The organism is Streptomyces sp. RGM 3693 (assembly GCF_050471125.1).
Classification (GTDB): Bacteria; Actinomycetota; Actinomycetes; order Streptomycetales; family Streptomycetaceae; genus Streptomyces.
The window spans coordinates 576,211-597,421 of the sequence record NZ_JBMPPQ010000003.1 but is presented as its reverse complement, the minus strand read 5'-3'; the positions used below and the strand labels follow the sequence as shown (position 1 = coordinate 597,421).

The following is a 21,211-nucleotide window of genomic DNA, read 5'->3' as shown; positions in this document are numbered from 1 at the left end:
GCGAAGGCCAGGTGGAGGACGGCCGCGCGCATCTCAGTCCCCAGGCCCTGGCGGTGATGAGCCCTGCCGAGCCAGGAGCCAGTGCCTACTTCACGACGGACCCCAAAATCCCGGGCGCCGATGCCCTGCGTACCCACGACAATGCCGTCTCTCACGACCGCCAGGTTCAGCTCCCAGTTCTCCGGCTGCCACTCGCCCCAACTGCGCCAGTGGTACTGCAGGACACTCCGAGCACGCTGCTCGGGTTCGACATCGGTCCATGCCACGGTGAACGGCTGCACCGCCGGGTCATGCACCCCATCGGCGGCCAGCGAAGCCAAGGCGGCGAGATCATCCAGGTTCGGCAGTCGCAGCTCCAGCCGCGGTGTGGTCAACCGCAGGCCCGCAAGCGGCCAGTGCGGTAGCAGGGTCATGACCAGGCATCCTCCTCGCTCCCAACCATCGCGACCACTGGATTTTCGAGGGCGGGCGTGATGGGAGACCCTTCCTGGGCACCAACCCGGTGAACCTATTCGGTCACGGCACTAGTGCGATGCGCCAGAAATCCTGAGCTTAAGTCTGTAGCCTGTTTTTATGTCTCGAGGACCTCGTGCTGTCGAAGTTGCGCTGTCCGGTAGGGAACGTGCGGAGTTGCTGCGTTGGGCGGGCGGAGCGGTCGTGCCGCGTCTTGCTGAACGAGCGCGCATCGTCCTTGCCTGTGCGGACGGGATGCCCAATGCGCGCGTAGCAGCAAAGTTCAAGGTCACCACAGACACCGTGAGGAAGTGGCGTTCACGGTTTGCCGCCCAGCGGATGGCAGGACTTGCAGATGAGTCGCGGCCAGGTCGACGCAAGGCGGAGTTGGTGCTCAGCGAGGCCGAGCGGGCCCAGCTGACGCGCTGGTCGCGGCGGGCGAAGACCGCTCAATTCCTGGCTCTGCGGGCGAAGATCGTGCTGCGGTGTGCGGAGGGCGGGACCAACAAGCAGGTCGCTGCCGAACTCGGCGTCGGCCACCAGACGGTGAACCGATGGCGAGCCCGCTTTATCGCCCATCGGCTGGACGGGCTGGTCGATGAGCCCAGGGTGGGCCGGCCACCGTCGATCCTGCTCGACCAGGTCGAAGACGTCGTCGTGGCGACCCTGGAGTCCACGCCAGGCAAGGACACGCACTGGTCACGTGCCTCCATGGCCGCCCACACCGGACTGTCAAAGTCCACCATCGGTCGGATCTGGAAGAGGTTCGACCTCAAACCTCACCTGCAGGACTCCTTCAAGCTCTCCACCGACCCGCAGTTCGTCGCGAAGGTCGTCGATGTCGTCGGCCTGTATCACAACCCGCCCGAGAAAGCCGTGGTGTTATGCGTGGACGAGAAGGCCCAGATTCAGGCACTGGACCGGTCCCAGCCGGTCCTGCCGATGATGCCTGGGATGCCCGAACGCCGCACACACGACTACCTGCGGCACGGCATTACCAGCCTGTTCGCCGCGTTCAACATCGCCGACGGCACCATCATTGGCGAACTCCACCGCCGTCACCGGGCCATTGAGTTCAAGAAGTTCCTGATCACGATAGACAAGGCGGTCCCCGCCGGACTCGACGTGCACCTCGTATGTGACAACTACGCAACCCACAACACCCCCGAGATCAAGGCATGGTTGGGAAGGCATCCGCGCTTCCATATCCACTTCACCCCGACCGGTTCCTCCTGGATCAACCAGGTTGAGCGCTGGTTTGCACTGCTGACCGACAAGCTCATCCGCCGCGGCGTCCACACCTCCGTCAAAGCCCTTGAAGCCGACATCAGGGCCTGGATCGACACCTGGAACGAGAACCCCAGATCCTTCAAGTGGACCAAAACCGCCGACGAGATCCTCAAATCCCTCGCCGACTACCTCACCAGGATCACTCCTCCAGACACCAACAACCAACAAGAAACTTAAGCTCGGGATTTCTGGCGCATCGCACTAGTGCGATGCGCCAGAAATCCTGAGCTTAAGTCTGTAGCCTGTTTTTATGTCTCGAGGACCTCGTGCTGTCGAAGTTGCGCTGTCCGGTAGGGAACGCGCGGAGTTGCTGCGTTGGGCGGGCGGAGCGGTCGTGCCGCGTCTTGCTGAACGAGCGCGCATCGTCCTTGCCTGTGCGGACGGGATGCCCAATGCGCGCGTAGCAGCAAAGTTCAAGGTCACCACAGACACCGTGAGGAAGTGGCGTTCACGGTTTGCCGCCCAGCGGATGGCAGGACTTGCAGATGAGTCGCGGCCAGGTCGACGCAAGGCGGAGTTGGTGCTCAGCGAGGCCGAGCGGGCCCAGCTGACGCGCTGGTCGCGGCGGGCGAAGACCGCTCAATTCCTGGCTCTGCGGGCGAAGATCGTGCTGCGGTGTGCGGAGGGCGGGACCAACAAGCGGGTCGCTGCCGAACTCGGCGTCGGCCACCAGACGGTGAACCGATGGCGAGCCCGCTTTATCGCCCATCGGCTGGACGGGCTGGTCGATGAGCCCAGGGTGGGCCGGCCACCGTCGATCCTGCTCGACCAGGTCGAAGACGTCGTCGTGGCGACCCTGGAGTCCACGCCAGGCAAGGACACGCACTGGTCACGTGCCTCCATGGCCGCCCACACCGGACTGTCAAAGTCCACCATCGGTCGGATCTGGAAGAGGTTCGACCTCAAACCTCACCTGCAGGACTCCTTCAAGCTCTCCACCGACCCGCAGTTCGTCGCGAAGGTCGTCGATGTCGTCGGCCTGTATCACAACCCGCCCGAGAAAGCCGTGGTGTTATGCGTGGACGAGAAGGCCCAGATTCAGGCACTGGACCGGTCCCAGCCGGTCCTGCCGATGATGCCTGGGATGCCCGAACGCCGCACACACGACTACCTGCGGCACGGCATTACCAGCCTCTTCGCCGCGTTCAACATCGCCGACGGCACCATCATTGGCGAACTCCACCGCCGTCACCGGGCCATTGAGTTCAAGAAGTTCCTGATCACGATAGACAAGGCGGTCCCCGCCGGACTCGACGTGCACCTCGTATGTGACAACTACGCAACCCACAACACCCCCGAGATCAAGGCATGGTTGGGAAGGCATCCGCGCTTCCATATCCACTTCACCCCGACCGGTTCCTCCTGGATCAACCAGGTTGAGCGCTGGTTTGCACTGCTGACCGACAAGCTCATCCGCCGCGGCGTCCACACCTCCGTGAAGGCCCTGGAGGACGACATCACCGCGTGGATCGATACCTGGAATGAAAACCCACGGCCCTTCACCTGGACCAAGACCGCCGACGAGATTCTCAACTCCCTCGCCGACTACCTCACCAAGGTCGCAACCGACAGCCAGAAAACAGAGCAGAACTAACCATCAAAATTTCTGGCGCATCACACTAGCCAGACATGACCATGTTGGTGTTGGTGTCGTAGAGCCTGGGGTTGAAGAACGCGGAGTCGTACGATCCCGTTACCGAGGGGCCGTCGTGGGGCGCGGCGCTTGCCGGAGTGGTGAAGACGCACAGTGCTGCGAGAGTTCCGAAAATGATGGCTGCGACGCGGTGCATTGAATGCGCCTCTCAGGGGAGTTTCTTAGGTCGCGCCCAATTTGCCCGGAATTCTATTCTGGTATTCCCCGTATCCCTCGTCTGGCGGTTGTTGCACTGCTGCCTCGCACACGGCGCCCTCGCGTGCCGTGTGGTCGTACGGCGATGATTGCTGGGCATTTCCCTTTGCCGCGCGGGGAGTTGGTGGCGCGAAGGGGTGCGGATCCCCTGAGTACGGCCGGGGCGACCTTCGCCCATCCCGCCAGCTGCTCTTCGCCGTGGAAGCGTGGTATGCGGTCGCTGGATCCGGCTGATTCGTGGTTGACGTAGGTGCCTTCGGTGATGATCAGGCCGACGCCCGCGGCGGTGAGTGCTCCGGCAGTCGGCCGGTGGCAGCGGGGCTCGACGCGAACCGGACCGGCATCCGGTCGAGGTGACCGGCCGGTGAGCGACGCGCCGCACAGCACGGCGAGGGCCGCGGCCGGCCCGGGCCATGTCCTGTCCCGGCTCGTCCGCACCCAGGGCGAAGCCGGTTGGTACCCGGGCTCCGATCAGGTGATTCGGCGTCCCGTACCGGACCCCCGCCGGTGCAGGTGGACAGGCTTCCACTGTCATGGTTGACGACGAAGGGAATGTCTCGTGTTGAACCCGTCTCGCATCGCTGCGGCTGCGCTGCTGGCCGCGCTTCCCGTGGTGGGGCTCGCCGCCACGGCTGCCCCGGCCCAGGCCGCCGCACCGGTTACCGCACAGCAGCCGGCGGACGGCCCCAATGACGATCTGTTCGGGGGCGCAGGAAACAACGGCGTTCCCTCCGGCATCGGGGATCGACTCCTCGGGGGGTTCAGCGACCGCGGTTCCATGGGCCTCGCTGACCGTGGCTCAACGGGGTTGAGTAACCGCGGCTCATCGGGGTTCGGCGACCGCGGCTCCCTGCTGGGCGGCCTTCGCTGACGTGCGGGCCGCATTCCCGGCGCCCTGAGCTGGTGCTCCGTCGGGCGTGACCAGCTCGGGTCGTACCGGACCGGAAGGGCCGGCCGGCGGCACCCGCCGGCCGGCCCTTCCCGCCACGGTGGCAACCCGGTGGGGCTATTGCGGCGGCTTCCGGCCCCACGCGGAGATCAACGGCGCTGTCGCGGTGTCGAGGTGGCCGGCACCGATGTTCGCCAGATGCTCCTCGATCTCCTCGGCCGTCGCCAACCCGCCCTGGACCAACCGATCGCGGATCTGCCGTACGGTCGCGGCCTCCAACACACTCCCGGCCGGAGAGGTGATGGGGAAGTACGCATCGGCCTCGACATCAGCCAGCCCGGCCGTCCGCAGTAGCCGGGGGAGCGTCCGCCCGAAGGCGAGTTGCGCGCCCCGCTCCGCGAGCAGCGCTCGGAAGCCGCGTCGGATGCGGTTCGCGAGCTCCTGCTCAGGGCCGTACTCGTCTGGGCAGGCCAGCGGCTGTAGCGCCGGATCGGCATCTTCCACCAGCAGCCATCCGCCGGGTCGCAGGGCCCGCACCATGGACCGCAGCGCGGCCTCGCGCTGCGGCACATGCACCAGGACGAGCCGCGCGTGCACCAGGTCGAACGACCCCTCCGGCGCCTCGTCGACGCCCACATCGTGCTGTACCACCTCGTACGGCGCCCCGACCTGCGGCATCCATGACGTATCGAGATCGGTGGCCAGCACCCGGCCCTTCTCCCCGACCCGTTCGGCCAGCCACCGGGGCACGCTCGGGCCGCCCGCCCCGATCTCCCAGCAATTCCACCCGTCCGCAATGCCCAGCGCCCGCAGCCGCCGGAACGTCACCGGATCGAACAACTCGGCCAACGCCGTGAACCGCTCGCCGGCCTCGGCCTGTTGATTGTCGAGCAGATACCCCTTGCCGGGCTCCCCGGCCACTTCATAGTCCGTCACCGCCCGAAAATAACAGGGGGGTGATCCACGATCCGGGGATGGGGAATGGCGAACGGAGACCGGCGCACGGTTCGACGTTGGTCGTGGTCGTGGTCGTGGTCGTGGTCGTGGTCGTGGTCGTGGGCGTGGCCCGGGGCCAGGCGCCGGGGGTTGTGGCGCCCGGTCGGTAATTGATGGCGTCGTCGTCCCAGGCGTTCGGGCAAGTCGGCGTAGGGCCGTGATCCGTATGTGATCGGCAGCCCGTAATGTCCATCTGAGTAATGGTCATGAGAAATGCGGCAAAGGTGGGGGACAGTAGATGACATACCGACGCGCGGCGATACCGGCATTGGCCGGCGGGTTGCTGCTCATGGCGCTTCTGTGGTGGGCGGGGGCGAGTGCGCACGCGCTGTACTTGCCTGGCACCCCCAACGTGATCGGCAGCGTGGATGCCGCCGAGCTCCAGCGTTGGTTCACGCCCTGGTCGCACGACCTGCCGGCCTCGGTTCAGTTCGGCAACGAGGTGTCCGGCGGGAACGGGGATGCGGCCTCGGCCGACGGCGTCCCCTACCTCGCGTTGTTCGCCACCGCGGTGCAGATCCGGTTCGGTGCGGTCTTCGTCTTCTTCGGGCTGGGGGCGCTGTTCCTGCTCCGCAGGCTGCCGCCGGTGCACGGTCGGATGCCGGCGGCGCTGCTCGCGGTGTGGGCCTGGGGCCTGGTGGCCGGGACCCTGGCGGTCACCGTCTCCGCGCCGTGGCTGATGGCGTCGCGGGGACACGGTGGTTTCCGCTTGCTGCCCCAGCTGGCGGGCGTGATCTCCTCCGGGCGGCAAGTTCTGGTGTTGACGGCGCTGGTTGCGGCGGTGGTGACCGTGTGCCTGGCGCGGGTCACCGCCAAGGGCGCCGGTCCGCTGCCGCAGGCGGTCGTCCCGGCGCGCGCCGCCCGCCTGGCCGCCACCGTCGGGACCGCGGTGATCGCACTGTCCCTGGTGGTCCTTTCGTACCAGTCGGTCGCCGCCGCCCTCCAGATGGTCTCCCCGAGCGTTGGGCTGCTCTCCGAACCGGGCGACCTCCTGCGGCAGTGGCTGCTGCTCGGTGGTTGGGACGGACCGGGGGGCGCACCGCTCGGTGACTGGCTCCTGTACCGCGCCGCCGATGGGCTGCTGCTCGTCGTGGTGTGGTGGGCGTTGCGGCGGCTGCCCGGACTGTTCACCCGGGCCACTGTCCCGGCGATGGCCGTGGGCGCGGTCTGTGCGACCGTCCTCGGGCTGTTGGCGAGCCAGTTGCTGCGGATGGCGCTGAACGGAGCGGGCCTGGACTGGGACCTGCTGCGCCTGGCCGCCGGCATCGGTGAGGGGGTGCCGGCCGCCCTGACGTGCGGACTGGTGGCGGGGGTCGCGGCTGCCGTGACACTGCGGGTGGCGGGCGGCCGGGCGGGGAACGCCGACGCCGCGCCCTCCGTCCAGGGCCCGGCTCGTTCCTGACTGGGCGCCGGGTTTGCGTGGGGAACGGCGGTGTCCAAGATGCGCGCGCAGTCGGGACCGCCCGGCCGGGGCGACGTCACGGCGTTCCGGGGAATCCCCGGGTGTGCCAGGTCCCGCCGTTCCGGGTGACGGCGAACGCCTCGTGACCGTCGAGCCCCTCCAGCCAGTCCCGGGCGCCCGGGCCCATCGCGAAGGCGGCCGTGGCGTAGGCGTCGGTGGTGGTGAGGTCGGGGCCGACGACGGTGAGCGAGGCGAGGCTGGTCACGGGGGTGCCGGTGTGGGGGTTGAGGATGTGGGCACCGCGTTCGGCGGTGCCTGAGGTGGCGACGGCCAGGTCGTGTCCGGTGACGACGGTGCACAGTTCGCCCGGGCGGTGCGGGTGGGCGATTCCGACGCGCCAGGGTACGCCGGGTGCGGCCGAACCGCCGAGTTGGAGGTCGCCGCCGCCGTTCACACAGGTGTGGTGGGCGCCGGCGGCCCGCAGGATCCGTGCGGCGCGTTCGACCGCCCACCCTTTGACCAGTCCGGTCGGGTCGAGGCTGCCGTCGGCGGTGAGGCTGAACCAGCCGTCGGTGGCGTGCCCCACCTGTTCGCAGAGGTTGAGGACTTCGCGCACCTCTGCGGGGCAGTCGTCGAGTGTCGTCTCGCCGCGGGCGAGTCGGCTGACGGCGCTGTCGGGACGGTAGGTGGAGAAGACCGCGTCGACGTGGTGGAGCCAGGCGACGGCGTTGACCAGCGCGGACTCGATGGCGGGGGTACGAGCGTCGCGGATGTCGAACGAGAAGACCGTGCCCATGGCCCGCTCGACGTGACGCAGCCCGCGGCGGGGTTCAGGCACCGGCCTGGTCCAGGGCGCTCTGGAGCGAACGGATGTAGCCGGCGCTGGTGTAGCTGGCGCCGGACACCGCGTCGATGCCGGCGCCGTGCGCGCTCAGTGCCTCCTGCGTCAGGCGCGGCAGGGCGTAGGTCGCGATCTCACGGTCACGGCCGTTGTCGGACGGGGCCTGGAGCACCTTGACGGCAGTCAGTCGGCCGGCGTCGACGGTGGCGGTGACCTGCACGGTGCCGTAGCGGGTGCTGACCGGGGCGCCGGTGTACGTGCCGTTGGCCGGGTGTGTGCCGTGCGGCGGACGGCCGGTGGGCGCCGGGGACGGTGCGGTGCCTCCCTGGGCCAGGTCGGCGGTCAGGCCGGCGGGTTGGTGCGGCTTGAGGGCGAGCAGGACGACGACCAGTGCGCTGGTCGACGCTGCGGTCAGAACGGCTCGGCGCACGGCGGCTCCTCAGAACTCGAACGATTCGTGGTGGATGTGGTGTGGGGGCACCCCGGCCCCGCGCAGGGCGCGTCGGGCGGCGCTGGTCATACCGGGCGGACCGCACAGGTACACCTCGTGGGCGGCCAGCTCCGGGATCAGGTGCTTGAGTGCCCGGGCGGTCAACGGCGCGGAGTGGGTGACCGGCTCGTCGACGAAGTAGTGGACGGCGCTGCCGCGAGCCGCCGCGATGGCATCGAGTTCGGCGCGCAGGGCGAGGTCTTCCGGGCGCCGTGCCCGGTAGATGAGTGTGACGTCGCCGGGGAGGGTTTCGAAGAGCGTGCGCAGGGGGGTGATGCCGACGCCGCCCGCGAGCAGCAGCACTTTGGCCGACCGGCGCCGCGCCCCGGTGAAGGCGCCGTAGGGACCTTCGGCCCAGACCCGGGTGCCGGGCCGTAGCCGCGCCAGGGCCGCGCTGTGCCCGCCGGCCTCCTTCACGGTGATGCGCAGGTGGTGGGGGAGTGGCGGGGCGGACAGCGAGTAGGGGTTGGCGGTCCACCACAGGCCCGGTGCCAGGAAGCGCCAGCGGAAGAACTGGCCCGGTCGGGCGCCGAGTTCGGTCAGCCGCTCCCCGGTGAGGTGTATTGACACCACGCCCGGGGCCTCCGGGCGGATGTCGGCGACCCGGAGCCGGTGGCGTAGCGACCGCCGTACCGGGACCACGAAGCGGTACCAGAGGATCAGCATCGCCACGGCTCCGTACAGGGCGTACCAGCCGAGTTGGGCGGGTCGCCGGCCCACGAAGTCGGCACCGTTGGAGAGCTGGTGGCCGAAGGTGAGGAAGAGGGCCAGGTACGTGGCGAAGTGGAGGTAGTGCCAGGTTTCGTAGCTCATCCGGCGTCGGGCGGCGCGCGCCGAGAGGACGCCGGTGCCGACCAGCAGGAGGAAGCCGGCGGTGGCCTTGAGCATGTCCGGGTAGTCGAGGACGAGCGTGGTCGTCTCGTGCAGGACGTCGCTCTGCGAGGTGAGGGTGTAGCCCCAGATGATCAACAGGACGTGGGCCAGCACCAGCGAGAGGGTGTAGCGCCCGCTCGTGGCGTGCCAGCGGGCGAGGCGGTCGGTGCCCAGGGTGTGGTCGAGCAGCGGGACGCGGGCCATCAGCGCGACGAGCACCGCGCAGGCGTAGCCGGCCAGCAGACCGGTGATCCGGCCGGCGCCCGTGAGCCAGCCCGCCGGACCCACCACGGACGCCGTGCCGGTCCACCACAGGGCCAGCACACCGACCGCCCCCGCCCCGATGACGCCCTGCGCCAGCAACGGAGCCGCGGATGCCAGCCGGCGCGGCGAGGCCCGGCCGCCGGCGCTGCGGCGGGTGTGCGAGATGGTGCTCATGGGGCGTTCCTTCCGTGGTCGGCGCCAGCGTCGCAGTGCAACCTCTGAAGACCCTCTGAGCGACGCCCCGCCGCGCGATTCACAGGAAACTCAGAGCCGGCTCATACCCGCGCACACCCTCACGGGAGGGATGCTGGAGTGACCATGCACACTCACCGCGCCCCTTCCCCGTTGCACAGCGCCGACGGCTCGCCGGTACGCGTCCTCGTGATCGACGACGAGCCGGACCTCACCGAAGTGCTCTCCGGCGCCCTGGCGGGCGAGGGCTGGGAGGTCCGCAGCGCGGCCGACGGCGCCTCCGCGCTCGCGGTGGCCCGGACCTTCCGCCCGCACGCCGTCGTCCTGGACTGGATGCTGCCCGACATCGACGGACTGCAGGTGCTGCGCCTGCTGCGCAAGGAACTGAAGACGGTCTGTGTCCTATTCCTCACCGCACGTGACGCCGTCGAGGACCGGATCGCGGGCATCACCGCAGGTGGCGACGACTACGTGACCAAGCCGTTCAGCCTGGAAGAAGTGCTGGCACGGCTGCGCGGACTGTTGCGCCGGGCCGGTATGGCGCACGAGCCGGAGGGCGACGGCGACCAACTGGTCGTCGGGGACCTCGTCATGGACGAGGAGGCCCGGGAGGTCGTCCGCGACGGCGAACTGATCGAACTCTCCCGCACCGAGTTCGAGCTGCTCCGGTTCCTGATGCGGAACCCCCGGCGGGTGCTGTCCAAGACACAGATCCTCGACCGGGTCTGGTCCTACGACTTCGGCGGTCGGTCACACATCGTCGAGCTCTACATCAGCTACCTGCGCAAGAAGATCGACGCCGGTCGGACCCCGATGATCCACACGGTCCGCGGCGTTGGGTACGTCCTCAAACCGGAGCACTCGTGAAGCGGCTGTGCCCCCGCACCCTGCGCAGCCAGCTCACCGCCGGTCTGGTCGCGCTCCTGGCGCTGGCCTGCCTGGCGGTCGGCGTCACCACGGTCCTCGCGCTCGAAGGGTTCCTGGTGGGGCGCCTGGACCAGCAGCTCTCCGCCTCCGCCGGCCGGTTCGCGGCGAGCCTGGAACACGAGGCCAGGCCGGACGCCGACAACCAGCCGGACACCCGCGGCCAGTCCGAGGGCACCTTCGGCGCGCGGCTGCTGCGCGGCACCCCGACCCAGGCGGCCGTCGTACGGGACCGGACGGATGCCGCGGTGCCGCTGTCCGCCGACGACCGCCGGGCGCTGGCCGCCCTCCCGACCGACGGCTCCGGACACGGCATCCGACTCTCCGCACTGGGCCGGTACCGCGTCAACGCGGTCGTGGGCGACGACCGCGACGTCCTGATCACGGGTCTGCCCCTGCGCCCGGTCGAGGAGACGGTGCACCGGCTGGAGGCGGTCGAGGCGGCGGTGTTCGGCGGGGCCCTCGTGGTGACCGGGGTTCTGGGGGCACTGTGGGTGCGGCTGTCGCTGCGTCCGTTGCGCCGGGTCACGACCACCGCGGCGAGCGTGGCCGAACTGCCGCTGGCCAGCGGCGAGGTCGCCATGCCGGCGCCGGTGCCGGTGGCCGACCCGCGTACCGAGGTCGGGCAGGTCGGCACGGCACTCAACCGGATGCTCGGTCATGTCGGCAACGCCCTGGAGCGCCGGCACGCGAGCGAGGAACGACTGCGGCACTTCGCCGCCGATGCCAGTCACGAGCTGCGGACCCCGGTGGCCAACGTCCGCGGCCATGCGGAACTCGCCCTCCGACACAAAGAGCCGGTGCCCGGCGAGGTCCGGCGCTCCCTGGAACGGATCCAGGCGGAGTCCGTGCGGATGAGCCGCCTCGTGGACGATCTGCTGCTGCTCGCCCGCCTCGACGCCGGCCGCGCCCTGGAGCGCAAACCGGTGGACCTGACGCGACTCGTGCTCGATGCGGCCGACGATGCGCGGGCGGCCGGTCCACGCCACCAGTGGCTGCTCGACCTCCCCGAGACGGTGGTGACCACGACCGGGGACGAACACCGCCTGCACCAGGTCGTCGGCAACCTCCTCGCCAACGCCCGGATGCACACCCCGCCGGGGACCGCCGTGACGGTGCGGTTGGCGGCCGACGACCAGGGGACCCGGCTGACGGTCTCCGACGACGGCCCCGGCGTGCCCGAGGAGGTCCAACCCGACATCTTCGGCCGCTTCGTACGGGTCGACCACAGCCGCTCGCGGGCGGCGGGCGGCACCGGACTGGGACTGGCCATCGTCGAGGCCGTGGTCACCGCGCACGGCGGACGCGTGGTGATGAACAGCCGCCCCGGGCACACCGAATTCACCGTGACCTTCCCTCGGACGACGTACGGCGCCGACGGCCGTTGAGGCGGTGAGTTCCGTCGATCATGGCCGACCGTCACGGCTGTCCGTCCGTCACGGCCGTCCGTCCGCCACGGCCGTCCGCGGAGGAATTCCGCGAGCACCTTCACGGTCTGGTCGGGTGCCTCTTCCGGCAGGTCGACGGCCGTGCGGCGTCGCCGCGCGTCAGTAGATGTCGCGGACGTAGCGTTTGTCCGTTGAGAGGCGCCTGACGTAGGCGGCGGCTTCGTCGTGGTCCATGCCGCCGTGGGTGGCGGCGATGTCCTTGAGTGCCTGGTCGACGTCTTTGGCCATGCGTCCGGCGTCGCCGCAGACGTAGAAGTGGGCGCCGTCCTGGAGCCACTGCCACAGGCGGGCACCGTTCTCGCGCATCCGGTCCTGGACGTAGATCTTGTTGCGCTGGTCGCGCGAGAAGGCGAGGTCGAGGCGGTCGAGGTGGCCCGATGCCTGGTACGTCTCCAGGTCCTGGCGGTAGTAGAAGTCGGTGGACTGGCGCTGTTCACCGAAGAAGAGCCAGTTGGGGCCGGTGTGACCGCGGGCCCGGCGGTCTTCGAGGAAGCCCACGAAGGGCGCCACACCGGTTCCGGGACCGACCATGATCATGGGGGTGGTGGGGTCGGTGGGCGGGCGGAAGTGCGGTGAGCGCTGCACGAACACCCGTACCGGGCCGTCGTCCGCACAGTCGGCGAGGTAGGTCGAGCAGGTGCCGGTGCGGTCGCGGCCGAGGTCGTTGGTGTAGCGGACGACGGAGACGGTGAGACGGACCTCGCTGGGGTGCGCCAGCGGGCTGGAGGAGATGGAGTACAGGCGGGGCTGGAGGGGCTTGAGTACAGACGTCCATTCCGCGGCGGACGCACGTACCGGGAACGCGGCGGCGACGTCGGCGGCCTGACGGCCCCAACTCCACTTCGCGAGCGCGTCCTTGTTGTCCGGCCGCAGCAGTCGCTTCAGATCGTGGCTGCCGCTGCGGTCCGCCACCAATTTGAGCAGGCCGGTGGTGATGCGGGCGATGTCCAGGTGGGTGCGCAGTGCGTCTTCGAAGGGGAGGCGCGTGCCGTCACCGAGGCCGACGGGTGTGTTGGGGTCCAGTCCGGTGAGGGCGAGCCATTCGGCGACGAGACCGGAGCCGTTGACCGGCCATACACCGAGGGCGTCCCCCGCCTCGTAGCCGAGTTCGCCGTCGCGGGTGTCGAAGGAGAACTGCCGCACCTCCTTCTGGGAACCGGGCAGGCTCAGCAGCCTGTTGCCGATGAGTAGGGTGGCGAACGGTGACGCCTTGGTGAAGCCGGCCGGTGCGGGAGCCGGCGGCACGGAGACGACGGTGGGTGCGGGCGCGACGGCCGCGGTGACGACGGGATCGGGGGCGGCCGCCGCGACTTTGCCGGTGGCCCCGGCCGGTCGGTCGTCGGCCGTGGCCAGGGCGGTGACCACCTGGCCGAGCCACTGCGCGGCGGCCTCCTCGAAGTCGGGCTCGCAGTCGGTGCGGGCGACGAGCCGAGTGGCCCCGAGGGCGTCGAACCGTTCGTCGAGCCGGCGGCCGTGACCGCAGAAGTCGTCGTAGGTGGAGTCGCCGAAGGCGAGCACCGCGTACCGGATTCCCTCCAGCGGTCCGGTGTCCGGGGCGGACAACGCCTGCCAGAAGTCGGCGCCGTTGTCGGGGGCGTCACCGTCGCCGAAGGTGCTGGTGACGACCAGCAGGTCGGTATCGGTGCCGGTGGCGAGCTGGCCCGGAGCGAGGTCCGTCATGGCGAGCAGTTCGGGGGTGCGGCCCGCCTGGGTGAGGTGTGCGGCGGCGGTGGCGGCGAACTCCTCGGCGTTGCCGGTCTGCGAGGCCCACAGGATGACCAGGCGACGGGTCGGTACGGCTGCGCCGGCCGCCGGTGCGGTGGTCCGGGCGGGCCCGGGGGCAGGCACGGCGGTGGTCGGCGCGGCGGGGGCGGGCGCGGCGGTGCGGGAGAACATGCCGGCGAGGACACCGTCGACCCACAGTGCGGAGGCGGGGGCGAAGGGCGCGTCGGGCGGCAGTACGGGGACACGCCCGTCGGGCGGGGCCAGGGCGAGACCGGAGAGATAGCCGGAGAGGTAACGGCGCTCCGATTCGGCTAGGGGCGCGGGGGCGAGGTCGGTGATGCCGAAGAGGGTGGCGAGCGCCTGGACGGGGGAGTCCGCGGGGGCGGGTAGGGCGGCCGCGGGCGCCGGTTGCTGTGCGGTGGCCGTCGGGGTGGCTTCGGGCCGTGTGCTGGGGTGGGCCGCCGGGTCGGGCGCGGCTGTCTTGGTGAGGGCGACGGCGCAGACCTTGAACTCGGGTTGGAAGGAGATCGGGTCGATGGCGTCGTTGGTGACGGCGTTGATGCTGAGGTATTCGCCGAACAGGTCGTTCCAGTGGAAGGGGGCGAAGCACGTGCCCGGCCGGACCCGGTCGGTGACCACGGCGGGAAGGACGGCCCGCCCGCGGCGGGAGGCGATCTCCACCTGATCACCCTCCGCGATCCCCATGGCGTCGGCGTCCTCGGGATGGACTTCCACGAACGGGCCGGGGTTGAGCTTGGCGAGTCTGGCGACCTTGCCGGTCTTGGTCATCGTGTGCCATTGGTGGGGGAGGCGGCCGGTGTTGAGGACGAACGGGTAGTCGTCGTCGGGGAGTTCGGCCGGAGGTAGGTGCGGGCGGGCGAAGAACTGAGCGCGTCCGCTCGCGGTCGGGAAGGCCAGGCGGGGGCGCGTGCCGTCCGCGCGCTCCAGCAGGGTCTGGCTGACGCCGTCGTTGAGGTAGCGGATCGGGTTGCGGTCCGGGCCGTCGACGTCCGGTGCCGGCCACTGGACCGGTGTGGTGCGCAGCCGCTCGTAGGTGACGCCGCGTAGGTCCCAGCCGGTCTTGGGGTTCCACGCCTGCTTGAGCTCCTCGAACACCTCCTCGGCGGAGGCGTAGGTGAACGCGTCGGCGAAGCCCATCTCGCAGGCCACCCGGGCGATCAGTAGCCAGTCGGGCAGTGCCTGTCCTGGCGGGTCGACGATCCCTGGTACGAGGGTGAGGTTCCGCTCGGAGTTGATCATGATGCCGTCGGACTCCGCCCACAATGTCGCGGGCAGGACGACATCGGCGTACGCGTTGGTCTCCGTGTCGGCGAAGACGTCCTGCGTGATGACGAGTTCGGCGGACTCCAGACCGGCGATGACGGTCTTGCGGTTGGCGACCGAGGCGACCGGGTTGGTGCAGATGATCCAGCATGCCTTGATGTCGCCGGCGGCCATCTGCTCGAACATCTCGACGGCGCCGCGCCCGGCCTCGGGGCGCAGGGAGTCCTCGGGGATGTTCCACAGGCTCTCGACGAAGGCGCGCTCGGCGGCGACCAGCACGGAGCGCTGTCCGGGCAGGCCGGGGCCCATGTAGCCCATCTCCCGGCCACCCATGGCGTTGGGCTGGCCGGTCAGCGAGAAGGGGCCGGATCCCGGGCGGCAGATGGCGCCGGTGGCGAGGTGCAGATTGACCAGGGCGTTGGTGTTCCAGGTGCCGTGGGTGGACTGGTTCAGGCCCATGGTCCAGCAGCTCATCCACGCACCGGCCTCGCCGATCCACCGTGCGGCCTGCCGGATGTCGTTCTCGGCCAGGCCGGTGAGCTCCGCGACCCGCGCGGGCGGATAGTCCGCGAGAAAGGCAGGTATCTCCTCCCAGCCGTCGGTGAACTCGGCGATGAACTCCTGGTCGGTATGGCCGTTCGCGACCAGCAGGTGCAACAGGCCGTTCAGCAGGGCGAGGTCGGTACCGGGCTTGATCTGGAGGAAGAGGTCGGCCTTGTCGGCGGTGGCGTTGCGGCGGGGATCGACGACGATGAGCTTGGCGCCGGCCTTGACCCGGTCCCTCATGCGCAGGAACAGGATCGGGTGGCAGTCGGCCATGTTGGCGCCGATGACGAAGAACACGTCCGCGCTGTCGAAGTCCTGGTAGGAGCCGGGCGGGCCGTCCGCGCCCAGCGACAGCTTGTAACCGGACCCGGCCGAGGCCATGCACAGTCGCGAGTTCGACTCGATCTGGTGGGTCCGCACGAAGCCCTTGGCCAGCTTGTTCGCCAGGTACTGCGCCTCCAGGGACATCTGCCCGGACACGTAGAAGGACACCGCGTCCGGCCCGTGCTCGTCCAGGACCGCCCGCAGTCGCCCGGCGACCGACGCGATGGCCTCGTCCACATCCGTCTCGACCGTCTGCGCGCCGCGCTCGGCTCGCACCAGTGCCCGCTCCGCCCGCCCGGGCGCGGCCATCATGTCCGCGCTCGTCGCCCCCTTCGTACACAGGCGGCCGAAGTTGGTGGGGTGCGCCTTGTCCCCGGACGCCTTCGCCGCGCGGCGGCGGCCGTCAGCAGGGTCCCGCGCCACGTCCAGCACGATCCCGCAGCCGACCCCGCAGTACGAGCAGACCGTGCGGACACTGCCGTCCTTCGAGCCAGATGCCACCGAAACCCCACCCCACGGTGCGTGTGCCTTCCCGAGCCGGACCGTCCCGCCGGTGGCGAGCAGCCCCATGACCAGCACCGTAGAAAGATCGAATTTCCGGCCCGTCACGCGACAGGAGTGTGCGAGGTTACGCCCCACGCACACGCCACAACAGGGCCGTGTGAGGCGAGCGGCCCCGCGCGGCATTTCCCCCGAGCCGCAACCAACCCCTCGACCCGCCACACTGTCCGTCACATCCGTGCGCCACGCCGACCTGGTGCCGACTGTCACTACCTCCAATATCCCATGAGCACCTACGTCGCAATTTGGGTGATTGGCCAAGCAATTGGCAGGTGATTGTTGAATCCGCACCGCAGATGCAGGATGGGCATGCACAGGCACCGGTGTGAAGGAGGTGGGTCGGGTGGCCGACAGCGGATACGAAGGTGAGGTCCGCACGTCATTGTCGGGCATCGACGTCCGCACGTCGCCATTGCGCATCGACGCGTTCGCGCCGCCGCACCCTGAGTTCGTGCCCGCGCAGACTCCGGCCGATCCCGCCCGGCTCTCCCGCGGCCGGCTGTCCGCGGCGAAGCGGCCGGCCTCCGCGATCCGCACGCCGCGCCCCGCGGCACGGGCCCGGCCCTGGGAGGAGTCCTTGCCCCTCATCCAACAGGCGCCCGCACGCGTCGACTTCGCCTGGACCGCACACCCCCGCACCGGCCGACGTCGCGTTCCGGCGGAGCGCAGAGCCGCGCCCACACCCGGCTGCGAACGATCCGATGGCGGCTGGGAACGGCTCCCACGCCGCTCATAGCACCGCCACGGGCCCGTGCGCGCCGATCGGCACACAACCGAGAGCGCGCGGGCTCTTCTTCCCCTGATCCTGCTCACGAGGCGAGGTAAGGCCCCATGACCACACGAACCCAGGACGGCAGCGCCGGCGACGTCGACTACGGCGCGATCGGCTCCGGATACTCCTCCTTCCGCCGGCCGGACGCGCGGATCGCCCGCTTCATCGCCGAGACCCTGGGCGGCTCCCGGACGGTGCTCAACGTCGGCGCCGGCGCCGGCTCCTACGAGAGCGCGGCGCGTGAAGTGACGGCGGTCGAGCCCTCGGAGTCGATGCGCGCCCAGCGGCCCACGCAGCTCGCCCTGGCGATCGACGCCGTCGCGGAGGACCTGCCCTTCGCCGACGGGGAGTTCGACGGCGCGATGACGCTGTTCAGCGTGCACCAGTGGTCCGACACCGAGGCCGGCCTGCGCGAGATGCGGCGCGTGACCCGCGGGCCGGTCGTCCTCCTCACCTGCGATCCCGGCCTGGTACGGGAATTCTGGCTGTACCGGTACGCGCCCGAGGTCCTCGACACCGAGGCCCGCCGCTACCCGCCCGTCGAGCAACTGACCGCCGCCCTGGGCGGCACCAGCACGATCCGGACCGTGCCCATCCCCCTGGACTGCACGGACGGCTTCAACGAGGCGTACTACGGCCGCCCCGAGATGCTGCTCGACCCGGCGGCCCGCCAGGCGTGTTCGGCCTGGAGCTTCGTCGACGACCGCGTTCGCGAACACTTCGACGCCACCCTGCGCCACGACCTGAACTCCGGCGCCTGGGACGAAGAATTCGGCCACCTGCGCAAGCAGCCGACGTACGAGGGATCGCTCGTCATCGTACGTGCGACCCCGTGAGCGGAGGAGGAACAGCACCACGGCAGCACCGGGCGGCACGGACGAGAACGCCGCCGACCACGGGCGAGTGCACGATCACCGGACCGGCCCTTGCCGGGGGCGGCCCTAGAGGAGGGAGCGGACCCAGCGGGGGAGTTCGGGCCGGATTCACCCTTTCACTTGGCTGGCCCGGGACTCCAGGTAGCGCCGCTCGGCGATGCTGGCGGTGGACTTCGCGGCGCGCCGGTAGAGCTCGTACGCCCCGGCCGTGTCGCCGGTCTTCTCCAGCAGATGCGCCCGTACGGACAGCAGCCGGTGGTGCCCGGCCATCCGCCCGTCACTGTCCAAGGTGGCCAGCAGGGCCAGGCCGGCCGGCGGGCCCTCGGTCTCGGCGAGTGCGATCGCCCGGTTGAGGGTGACCATCGGATTGGGCGCGATCCGTTCCAGGATCAGGTAAAGGGCGTGCACCTGCGGCCAGTTGGTCTCCCCGGCCGTGGCCGCGTCGGCGTGCGTGGCGGCGATCGCAGCCTGGAGCTGGTAGGGCCCCAGCTCCGGACCGGCCAGCGACGCCTTGACCAACTCCAGCCCCTCGTCGATCAGCCCCCGGTCCCACTGCGTACGGTCCTGCTCGTCGAGCGGCACCAGATCGCCGGCCGTTGTCGTCCGTGCCTCCCGGCGGGCGTGGGTCAGCAGCATCAGCGCGAGCAGCCCGGTCACCTCGCCGTCCTCGGGCAGCTCCGCGCGGACCATCCTGGCCAGCCGGATCGCCTCGTTCGCGAGGTCGGCGCGGTGCAGTTCGCTGCCCGACGAGGCGGTGTAGCCCTCGTTGAAGATCAGGTAGAGCACGTGCAGGACGACTCGTAGCCGCTCCTCGCGCTCCGCGCCGTCCGGCAGGCCGAACGAGCTGCCGGCGGCCCTGATGCGCTGCTTGGCCCGGCTGATCCTGGCCGCCATCGTGGCCTCCGGCACCAGGAACGCGCGGGCGATCTCGGCCGTGGTCAGGCCGCCGACCGCCCGTAGCGTCAGGGCGGTCTGGGAGGCCGCGGTCAGCGTCGGATGGCAGCACAGGAACAGCAGGACGAGTGTGTCGTCGGTGTCCGGTACGTCCTCGGGCACCACCTCGGTGGCCGTCGCCCACTCCCGCTCGCGGCGTGCGTGGTCACTGCGCAGCTGGTCGATGAGCCGCCGGGAGGCGACGGTCACCAGCCAGCCGCGCGGGTTGTTCGGCACTCCCTCGGCAGGCCATTGCACGGTGGCGGCGAGGACGGCCTCCTGTACCGCGTCCTCACACCCTTCGAACTGGCCGTGCCGACGGACCAACGTGCCGAGGACCTGCGGCGCGAGCTCACGCAGCAGGTCCTCGACGACTCCTGGCGCTGTCATGCCTCCAAGTGTCCCTCGGCGCACATCACCTGCCGCACCTCGACGCCCAGACCCTCGATCGCGGTGTCCGGGATCTGCGCCGCGAGCTCGATCGCCCGCTCCTTGTTCTCGCAGTCGATCAGGTAGAAGCCGCCCAGGTACTCCTTGGACTCCAGGAAGGGCCCGTCGGTCACCACCGGCTGGCCGTTGCGTACGGACACCACAGCGGCCTGTGACGGGTCGATCAGCGCCTGCGTGGTGATCAGCTCGCCGGACTTCTTCAGCGCCTCCATGAACGCGCCGTGGCCGTCGCCGAGCGCCGCCTTCTCCTCGTCGGTCAGCGCGTCCAGCACGGCCGGGTTGATGTGCAGGCTGATCAGGAACTTCATTGCGTACTCCTCGTGGATCGCGAGCCCCGGCGGGGGCCTTCGACCAGTTGGTCGGAGCCGCCGTCGCCGTCTTGACGTCCCCACCAGAACTTTCGCATGAGCTTTTGCCGTCGCGTTCGCCGCGTTCGTCGGGCCCGCGCGTTCGTCGGGTCCGGGCGTTCGTCGGGTCCGGGCGTTCGTCGGGTCCGGGCGTTCGTCGGGTCCGGGCGTTCGTCGGGTCCGCGCGTCCGTCGGGTCCGCGCGTCCGTCCGGACCGTATTGAGGGCCCCGGCCTCATTCTCAAGTTCACACACCTGAGGGCAACTCCTCGGTGTCCGCGGGACTGTGTCGGTATCCGCCGGGGCCGTGCGTTCATGCGCGCGCGACGGTCACAGGTACCGGGCCAGGAACTGGACCGCCAAGCTGGTGGCGGACACCACCAGCCACAGGCAGCCCCCGAGCAACAGGGGTGCGACGCCGGCTCGGCGCAGCCTGGCGGGTTCGGTGGACAGGCCGATCGCGGACAGGGCGACGGTGATCAGGAAGCCTGCGAGCGTGTTGAGCGGGCCGTGGGCGGCGGACGGGACGAGACCGGCGGTGTTCACGGCCGCCAGGACGAGGAAGCCGGCGAGGAACCACGGCACCAGCCGGCCGACGCGCACCGGGCCGGGAAGCCCTTGCCCTGTACCAGCCGAGCCGGCGTCGGCCGTCCGCGCGCGGCGGCGGGCGAGGGCGGCGAGGCCGAGGCAGATCGGGATGATCAGCAGCGTGCGGGCGAGCTTGACCACCACCGCGTAGTCGGCCGCCGGGCCGCCGTAGGTGGTGGCGGCGGCAACGACCGACGACATGTCGTTGACCGCGGTGCCGGCGAACAGGCCGAAGGCATGCTGGCCCATTCCCAGCAGATGCCCGAGCACGGGGAACGTCAGCACCGCGGCGATGTTGAAGACGAAGATCGTGGAGACGGCGTAGGCCACCTCTGCCTCGGCCGCGCCGATCACCGGCGTGACCGCGGCGATCGCGGAGGCACCGCAGATGCCGGTGCCCACACCGATCAGGGTGCGCAGGTCACGGACGACACCAAGGCGGCGTCCGATGCCGTACGCCGCCGCCAGGCAGGCTGCCAGGGTCACGATCATCACCGGCAGCGAGCTGACACCGACCCGCAACACCTGGCCCAGGGACAGTTGCGCGCCCAGTACCACCACCGCGGTCTGGAGCACTCCGCGTCCGGCGAAGGCGATGCCGGGCCGCATCCGGTCGCTGGGCCGCACCAAGACCGCCACCAGCACCCCGAGCACGATTCCGCTCACCGGCCCGCCCACGACGGGGACCAGCCGGCCCAGGGCGGTCGCGACGAGGGCGACCGCGACGGCGAGGGCGAGCCCGGGCAGCCGGGCGGCGAGGGCGGCGCCGGGCTTTCGGGCGGTGGCGGCAAGGCGGGGCGGGCGGGTGGTCCTTGACCGGGAGAGGCTGGTGTCCTTCATGATCACCACTCTGGGCGGCCACCCGCTCGCCCTGTAGCCCCTGATCGAGTAGGAGC

Annotated in this window: 16 protein-coding genes and 2 pseudogenes; 8 read left to right on the top strand and 10 right to left on the bottom strand. The window is 70.2% G+C overall.

The window, feature by feature from the left end; genetic code table 11:
* Positions 1-8 precede the first annotated feature (8 nt).
* A pseudogene (locus ACO0M4_RS31365) lies at positions 9-413 on the bottom strand (GNAT family N-acetyltransferase); the annotation flags it as partial.
* A 160-nt stretch (positions 414-573) separates the two neighbouring features.
* On the opposite strand from ACO0M4_RS31365, the gene ACO0M4_RS31360 reads away from it, so the two are divergent.
* Together ACO0M4_RS31360 and ACO0M4_RS31355 are read left to right on the top strand one after the other, a co-directional pair.
* Positions 574-1,920: an IS630 family transposase gene (locus tag ACO0M4_RS31360; RefSeq protein ID WP_430369505.1), complete on the top strand. Its 1,347-nt coding sequence runs from the start codon at positions 574-576 to the stop codon at positions 1,918-1,920.
* Between the two features lie 73 nt (positions 1,921-1,993).
* The gene (locus tag ACO0M4_RS31355) at positions 1,994-3,337 is read left to right on the top strand and encodes an IS630 family transposase (RefSeq protein WP_430374452.1); all 1,344 of its coding nucleotides are present in this window, start codon (positions 1,994-1,996) and stop codon (positions 3,335-3,337) included.
* Between the two features lie 408 nt (positions 3,338-3,745).
* Here the strand turns inward: ACO0M4_RS31355 and ACO0M4_RS31350 are convergent.
* A pseudogene (locus ACO0M4_RS31350) lies at positions 3,746-3,877 on the bottom strand (12-oxophytodienoate reductase); the annotation flags it as partial.
* Positions 3,878-4,151: 274 nt separating this feature from the next.
* Here ACO0M4_RS31350 and ACO0M4_RS31345 point away from each other — a divergent pair.
* Positions 4,152-4,463 carry a hypothetical protein gene (locus ACO0M4_RS31345; RefSeq protein ID WP_430374451.1) on the top strand — a complete coding sequence of 104 codons (312 nt, stop codon included), beginning with the start codon at positions 4,152-4,154 and terminating at the stop codon, positions 4,461-4,463.
* A 135-nt stretch (positions 4,464-4,598) separates the two neighbouring features.
* On the opposite strand, the gene ACO0M4_RS31340 is transcribed toward ACO0M4_RS31345, so the two are convergent.
* Positions 4,599-5,417, bottom strand: coding sequence for a methyltransferase domain-containing protein (locus ACO0M4_RS31340; RefSeq protein WP_430374450.1), 819 nt, complete (start codon positions 5,415-5,417; stop codon positions 4,599-4,601).
* Between the two features lie 298 nt (positions 5,418-5,715).
* Between ACO0M4_RS31340 and ACO0M4_RS31335 the strand changes: the two genes are divergently transcribed.
* A complete protein-coding gene (locus ACO0M4_RS31335; protein ID WP_430374448.1) occupies positions 5,716-6,879 on the top strand; it encodes a hypothetical protein in 1,164 nt (387 codons plus the stop codon).
* Between the two features lie 76 nt (positions 6,880-6,955).
* On the opposite strand, the gene ACO0M4_RS31330 is transcribed toward ACO0M4_RS31335, so the two are convergent.
* From ACO0M4_RS31330 to ACO0M4_RS31320, 3 genes are read right to left on the bottom strand one after another with little or no spacing between them, the layout of a single operon-like run.
* Complete coding sequence (locus tag ACO0M4_RS31330; RefSeq protein WP_430375334.1) at positions 6,956-7,675, bottom strand: FAD:protein FMN transferase; 720 nt, start codon at positions 7,673-7,675, stop codon at positions 6,956-6,958.
* 34 nt (positions 7,676-7,709) lie between these two features.
* Positions 7,710-8,150 (bottom strand): FMN-binding protein, encoded by a 441-nt coding sequence (locus ACO0M4_RS31325; RefSeq protein WP_430374446.1) that lies wholly within the window; start codon positions 8,148-8,150, stop codon positions 7,710-7,712.
* A gap of 9 nt (positions 8,151-8,159) precedes the next feature.
* Complete coding sequence (locus tag ACO0M4_RS31320) at positions 8,160-9,521, bottom strand: ferredoxin reductase family protein (RefSeq protein ID WP_430374444.1); 1,362 nt, start codon at positions 9,519-9,521, stop codon at positions 8,160-8,162.
* 144 nt (positions 9,522-9,665) lie between these two features.
* On the opposite strand from ACO0M4_RS31320, the gene ACO0M4_RS31315 reads away from it, so the two are divergent.
* Both ACO0M4_RS31315 and ACO0M4_RS31310 read left to right on the top strand, forming a co-directional pair.
* Complete coding sequence (locus tag ACO0M4_RS31315; RefSeq protein WP_430375333.1) at positions 9,666-10,406, top strand: response regulator transcription factor; 741 nt, start codon at positions 9,666-9,668, stop codon at positions 10,404-10,406.
* Positions 10,403-11,851, top strand: a complete 1,449-nt coding sequence (locus tag ACO0M4_RS31310) for a sensor histidine kinase (protein ID WP_430374442.1) — start codon at positions 10,403-10,405, stop codon at positions 11,849-11,851. Before ACO0M4_RS31315 ends, ACO0M4_RS31310 begins: the two co-directional genes overlap by 4 nt.
* A gap of 159 nt (positions 11,852-12,010) precedes the next feature.
* On the opposite strand, the gene ACO0M4_RS31305 is transcribed toward ACO0M4_RS31310, so the two are convergent.
* Positions 12,011-16,291 carry a molybdopterin-dependent oxidoreductase gene (locus ACO0M4_RS31305; protein ID WP_430375332.1) on the bottom strand — a complete coding sequence of 1,427 codons (4,281 nt, stop codon included), beginning with the start codon at positions 16,289-16,291 and terminating at the stop codon, positions 12,011-12,013.
* A 403-nt stretch (positions 16,292-16,694) separates the two neighbouring features.
* Between ACO0M4_RS31305 and ACO0M4_RS31300 the strand changes: the two genes are divergently transcribed.
* Together ACO0M4_RS31300 and ACO0M4_RS31295 are read left to right on the top strand one after the other, a co-directional pair.
* Positions 16,695-17,087, top strand: coding sequence for a hypothetical protein (locus tag ACO0M4_RS31300; RefSeq protein ID WP_430374440.1), 393 nt, complete (start codon positions 16,695-16,697; stop codon positions 17,085-17,087).
* A gap of 95 nt (positions 17,088-17,182) precedes the next feature.
* Positions 17,183-17,959 (top strand): class I SAM-dependent methyltransferase, encoded by a 777-nt coding sequence (locus ACO0M4_RS31295; protein WP_430374438.1) that lies wholly within the window; start codon positions 17,183-17,185, stop codon positions 17,957-17,959.
* A gap of 147 nt (positions 17,960-18,106) precedes the next feature.
* Here ACO0M4_RS31295 and ACO0M4_RS31290 read toward each other — a convergent pair whose 3' ends face one another.
* The 3 genes from ACO0M4_RS31290 to ACO0M4_RS31280 all read right to left on the bottom strand — a co-directional run bounded on the left by ACO0M4_RS31290 (position 18,107) and on the right by ACO0M4_RS31280 (position 21,155).
* On the bottom strand, positions 18,107-19,321 hold the full coding sequence (locus ACO0M4_RS31290) for an RNA polymerase sigma factor (RefSeq protein ID WP_430374436.1): 1,215 nt from the start codon (positions 19,319-19,321) through the stop codon (positions 18,107-18,109).
* A complete protein-coding gene (locus ACO0M4_RS31285) occupies positions 19,318-19,689 on the bottom strand; it encodes a YciI family protein (RefSeq protein ID WP_430374435.1) in 372 nt (123 codons plus the stop codon). The genes ACO0M4_RS31290 and ACO0M4_RS31285 overlap by 4 nt, the downstream gene beginning before the upstream one ends.
* Before the next feature lie 368 nt (positions 19,690-20,057).
* On the bottom strand, positions 20,058-21,155 hold the full coding sequence (locus ACO0M4_RS31280) for a YeiH family protein (RefSeq protein ID WP_430374433.1): 1,098 nt from the start codon (positions 21,153-21,155) through the stop codon (positions 20,058-20,060).
* Positions 21,156-21,211 lie beyond the last annotated feature (56 nt).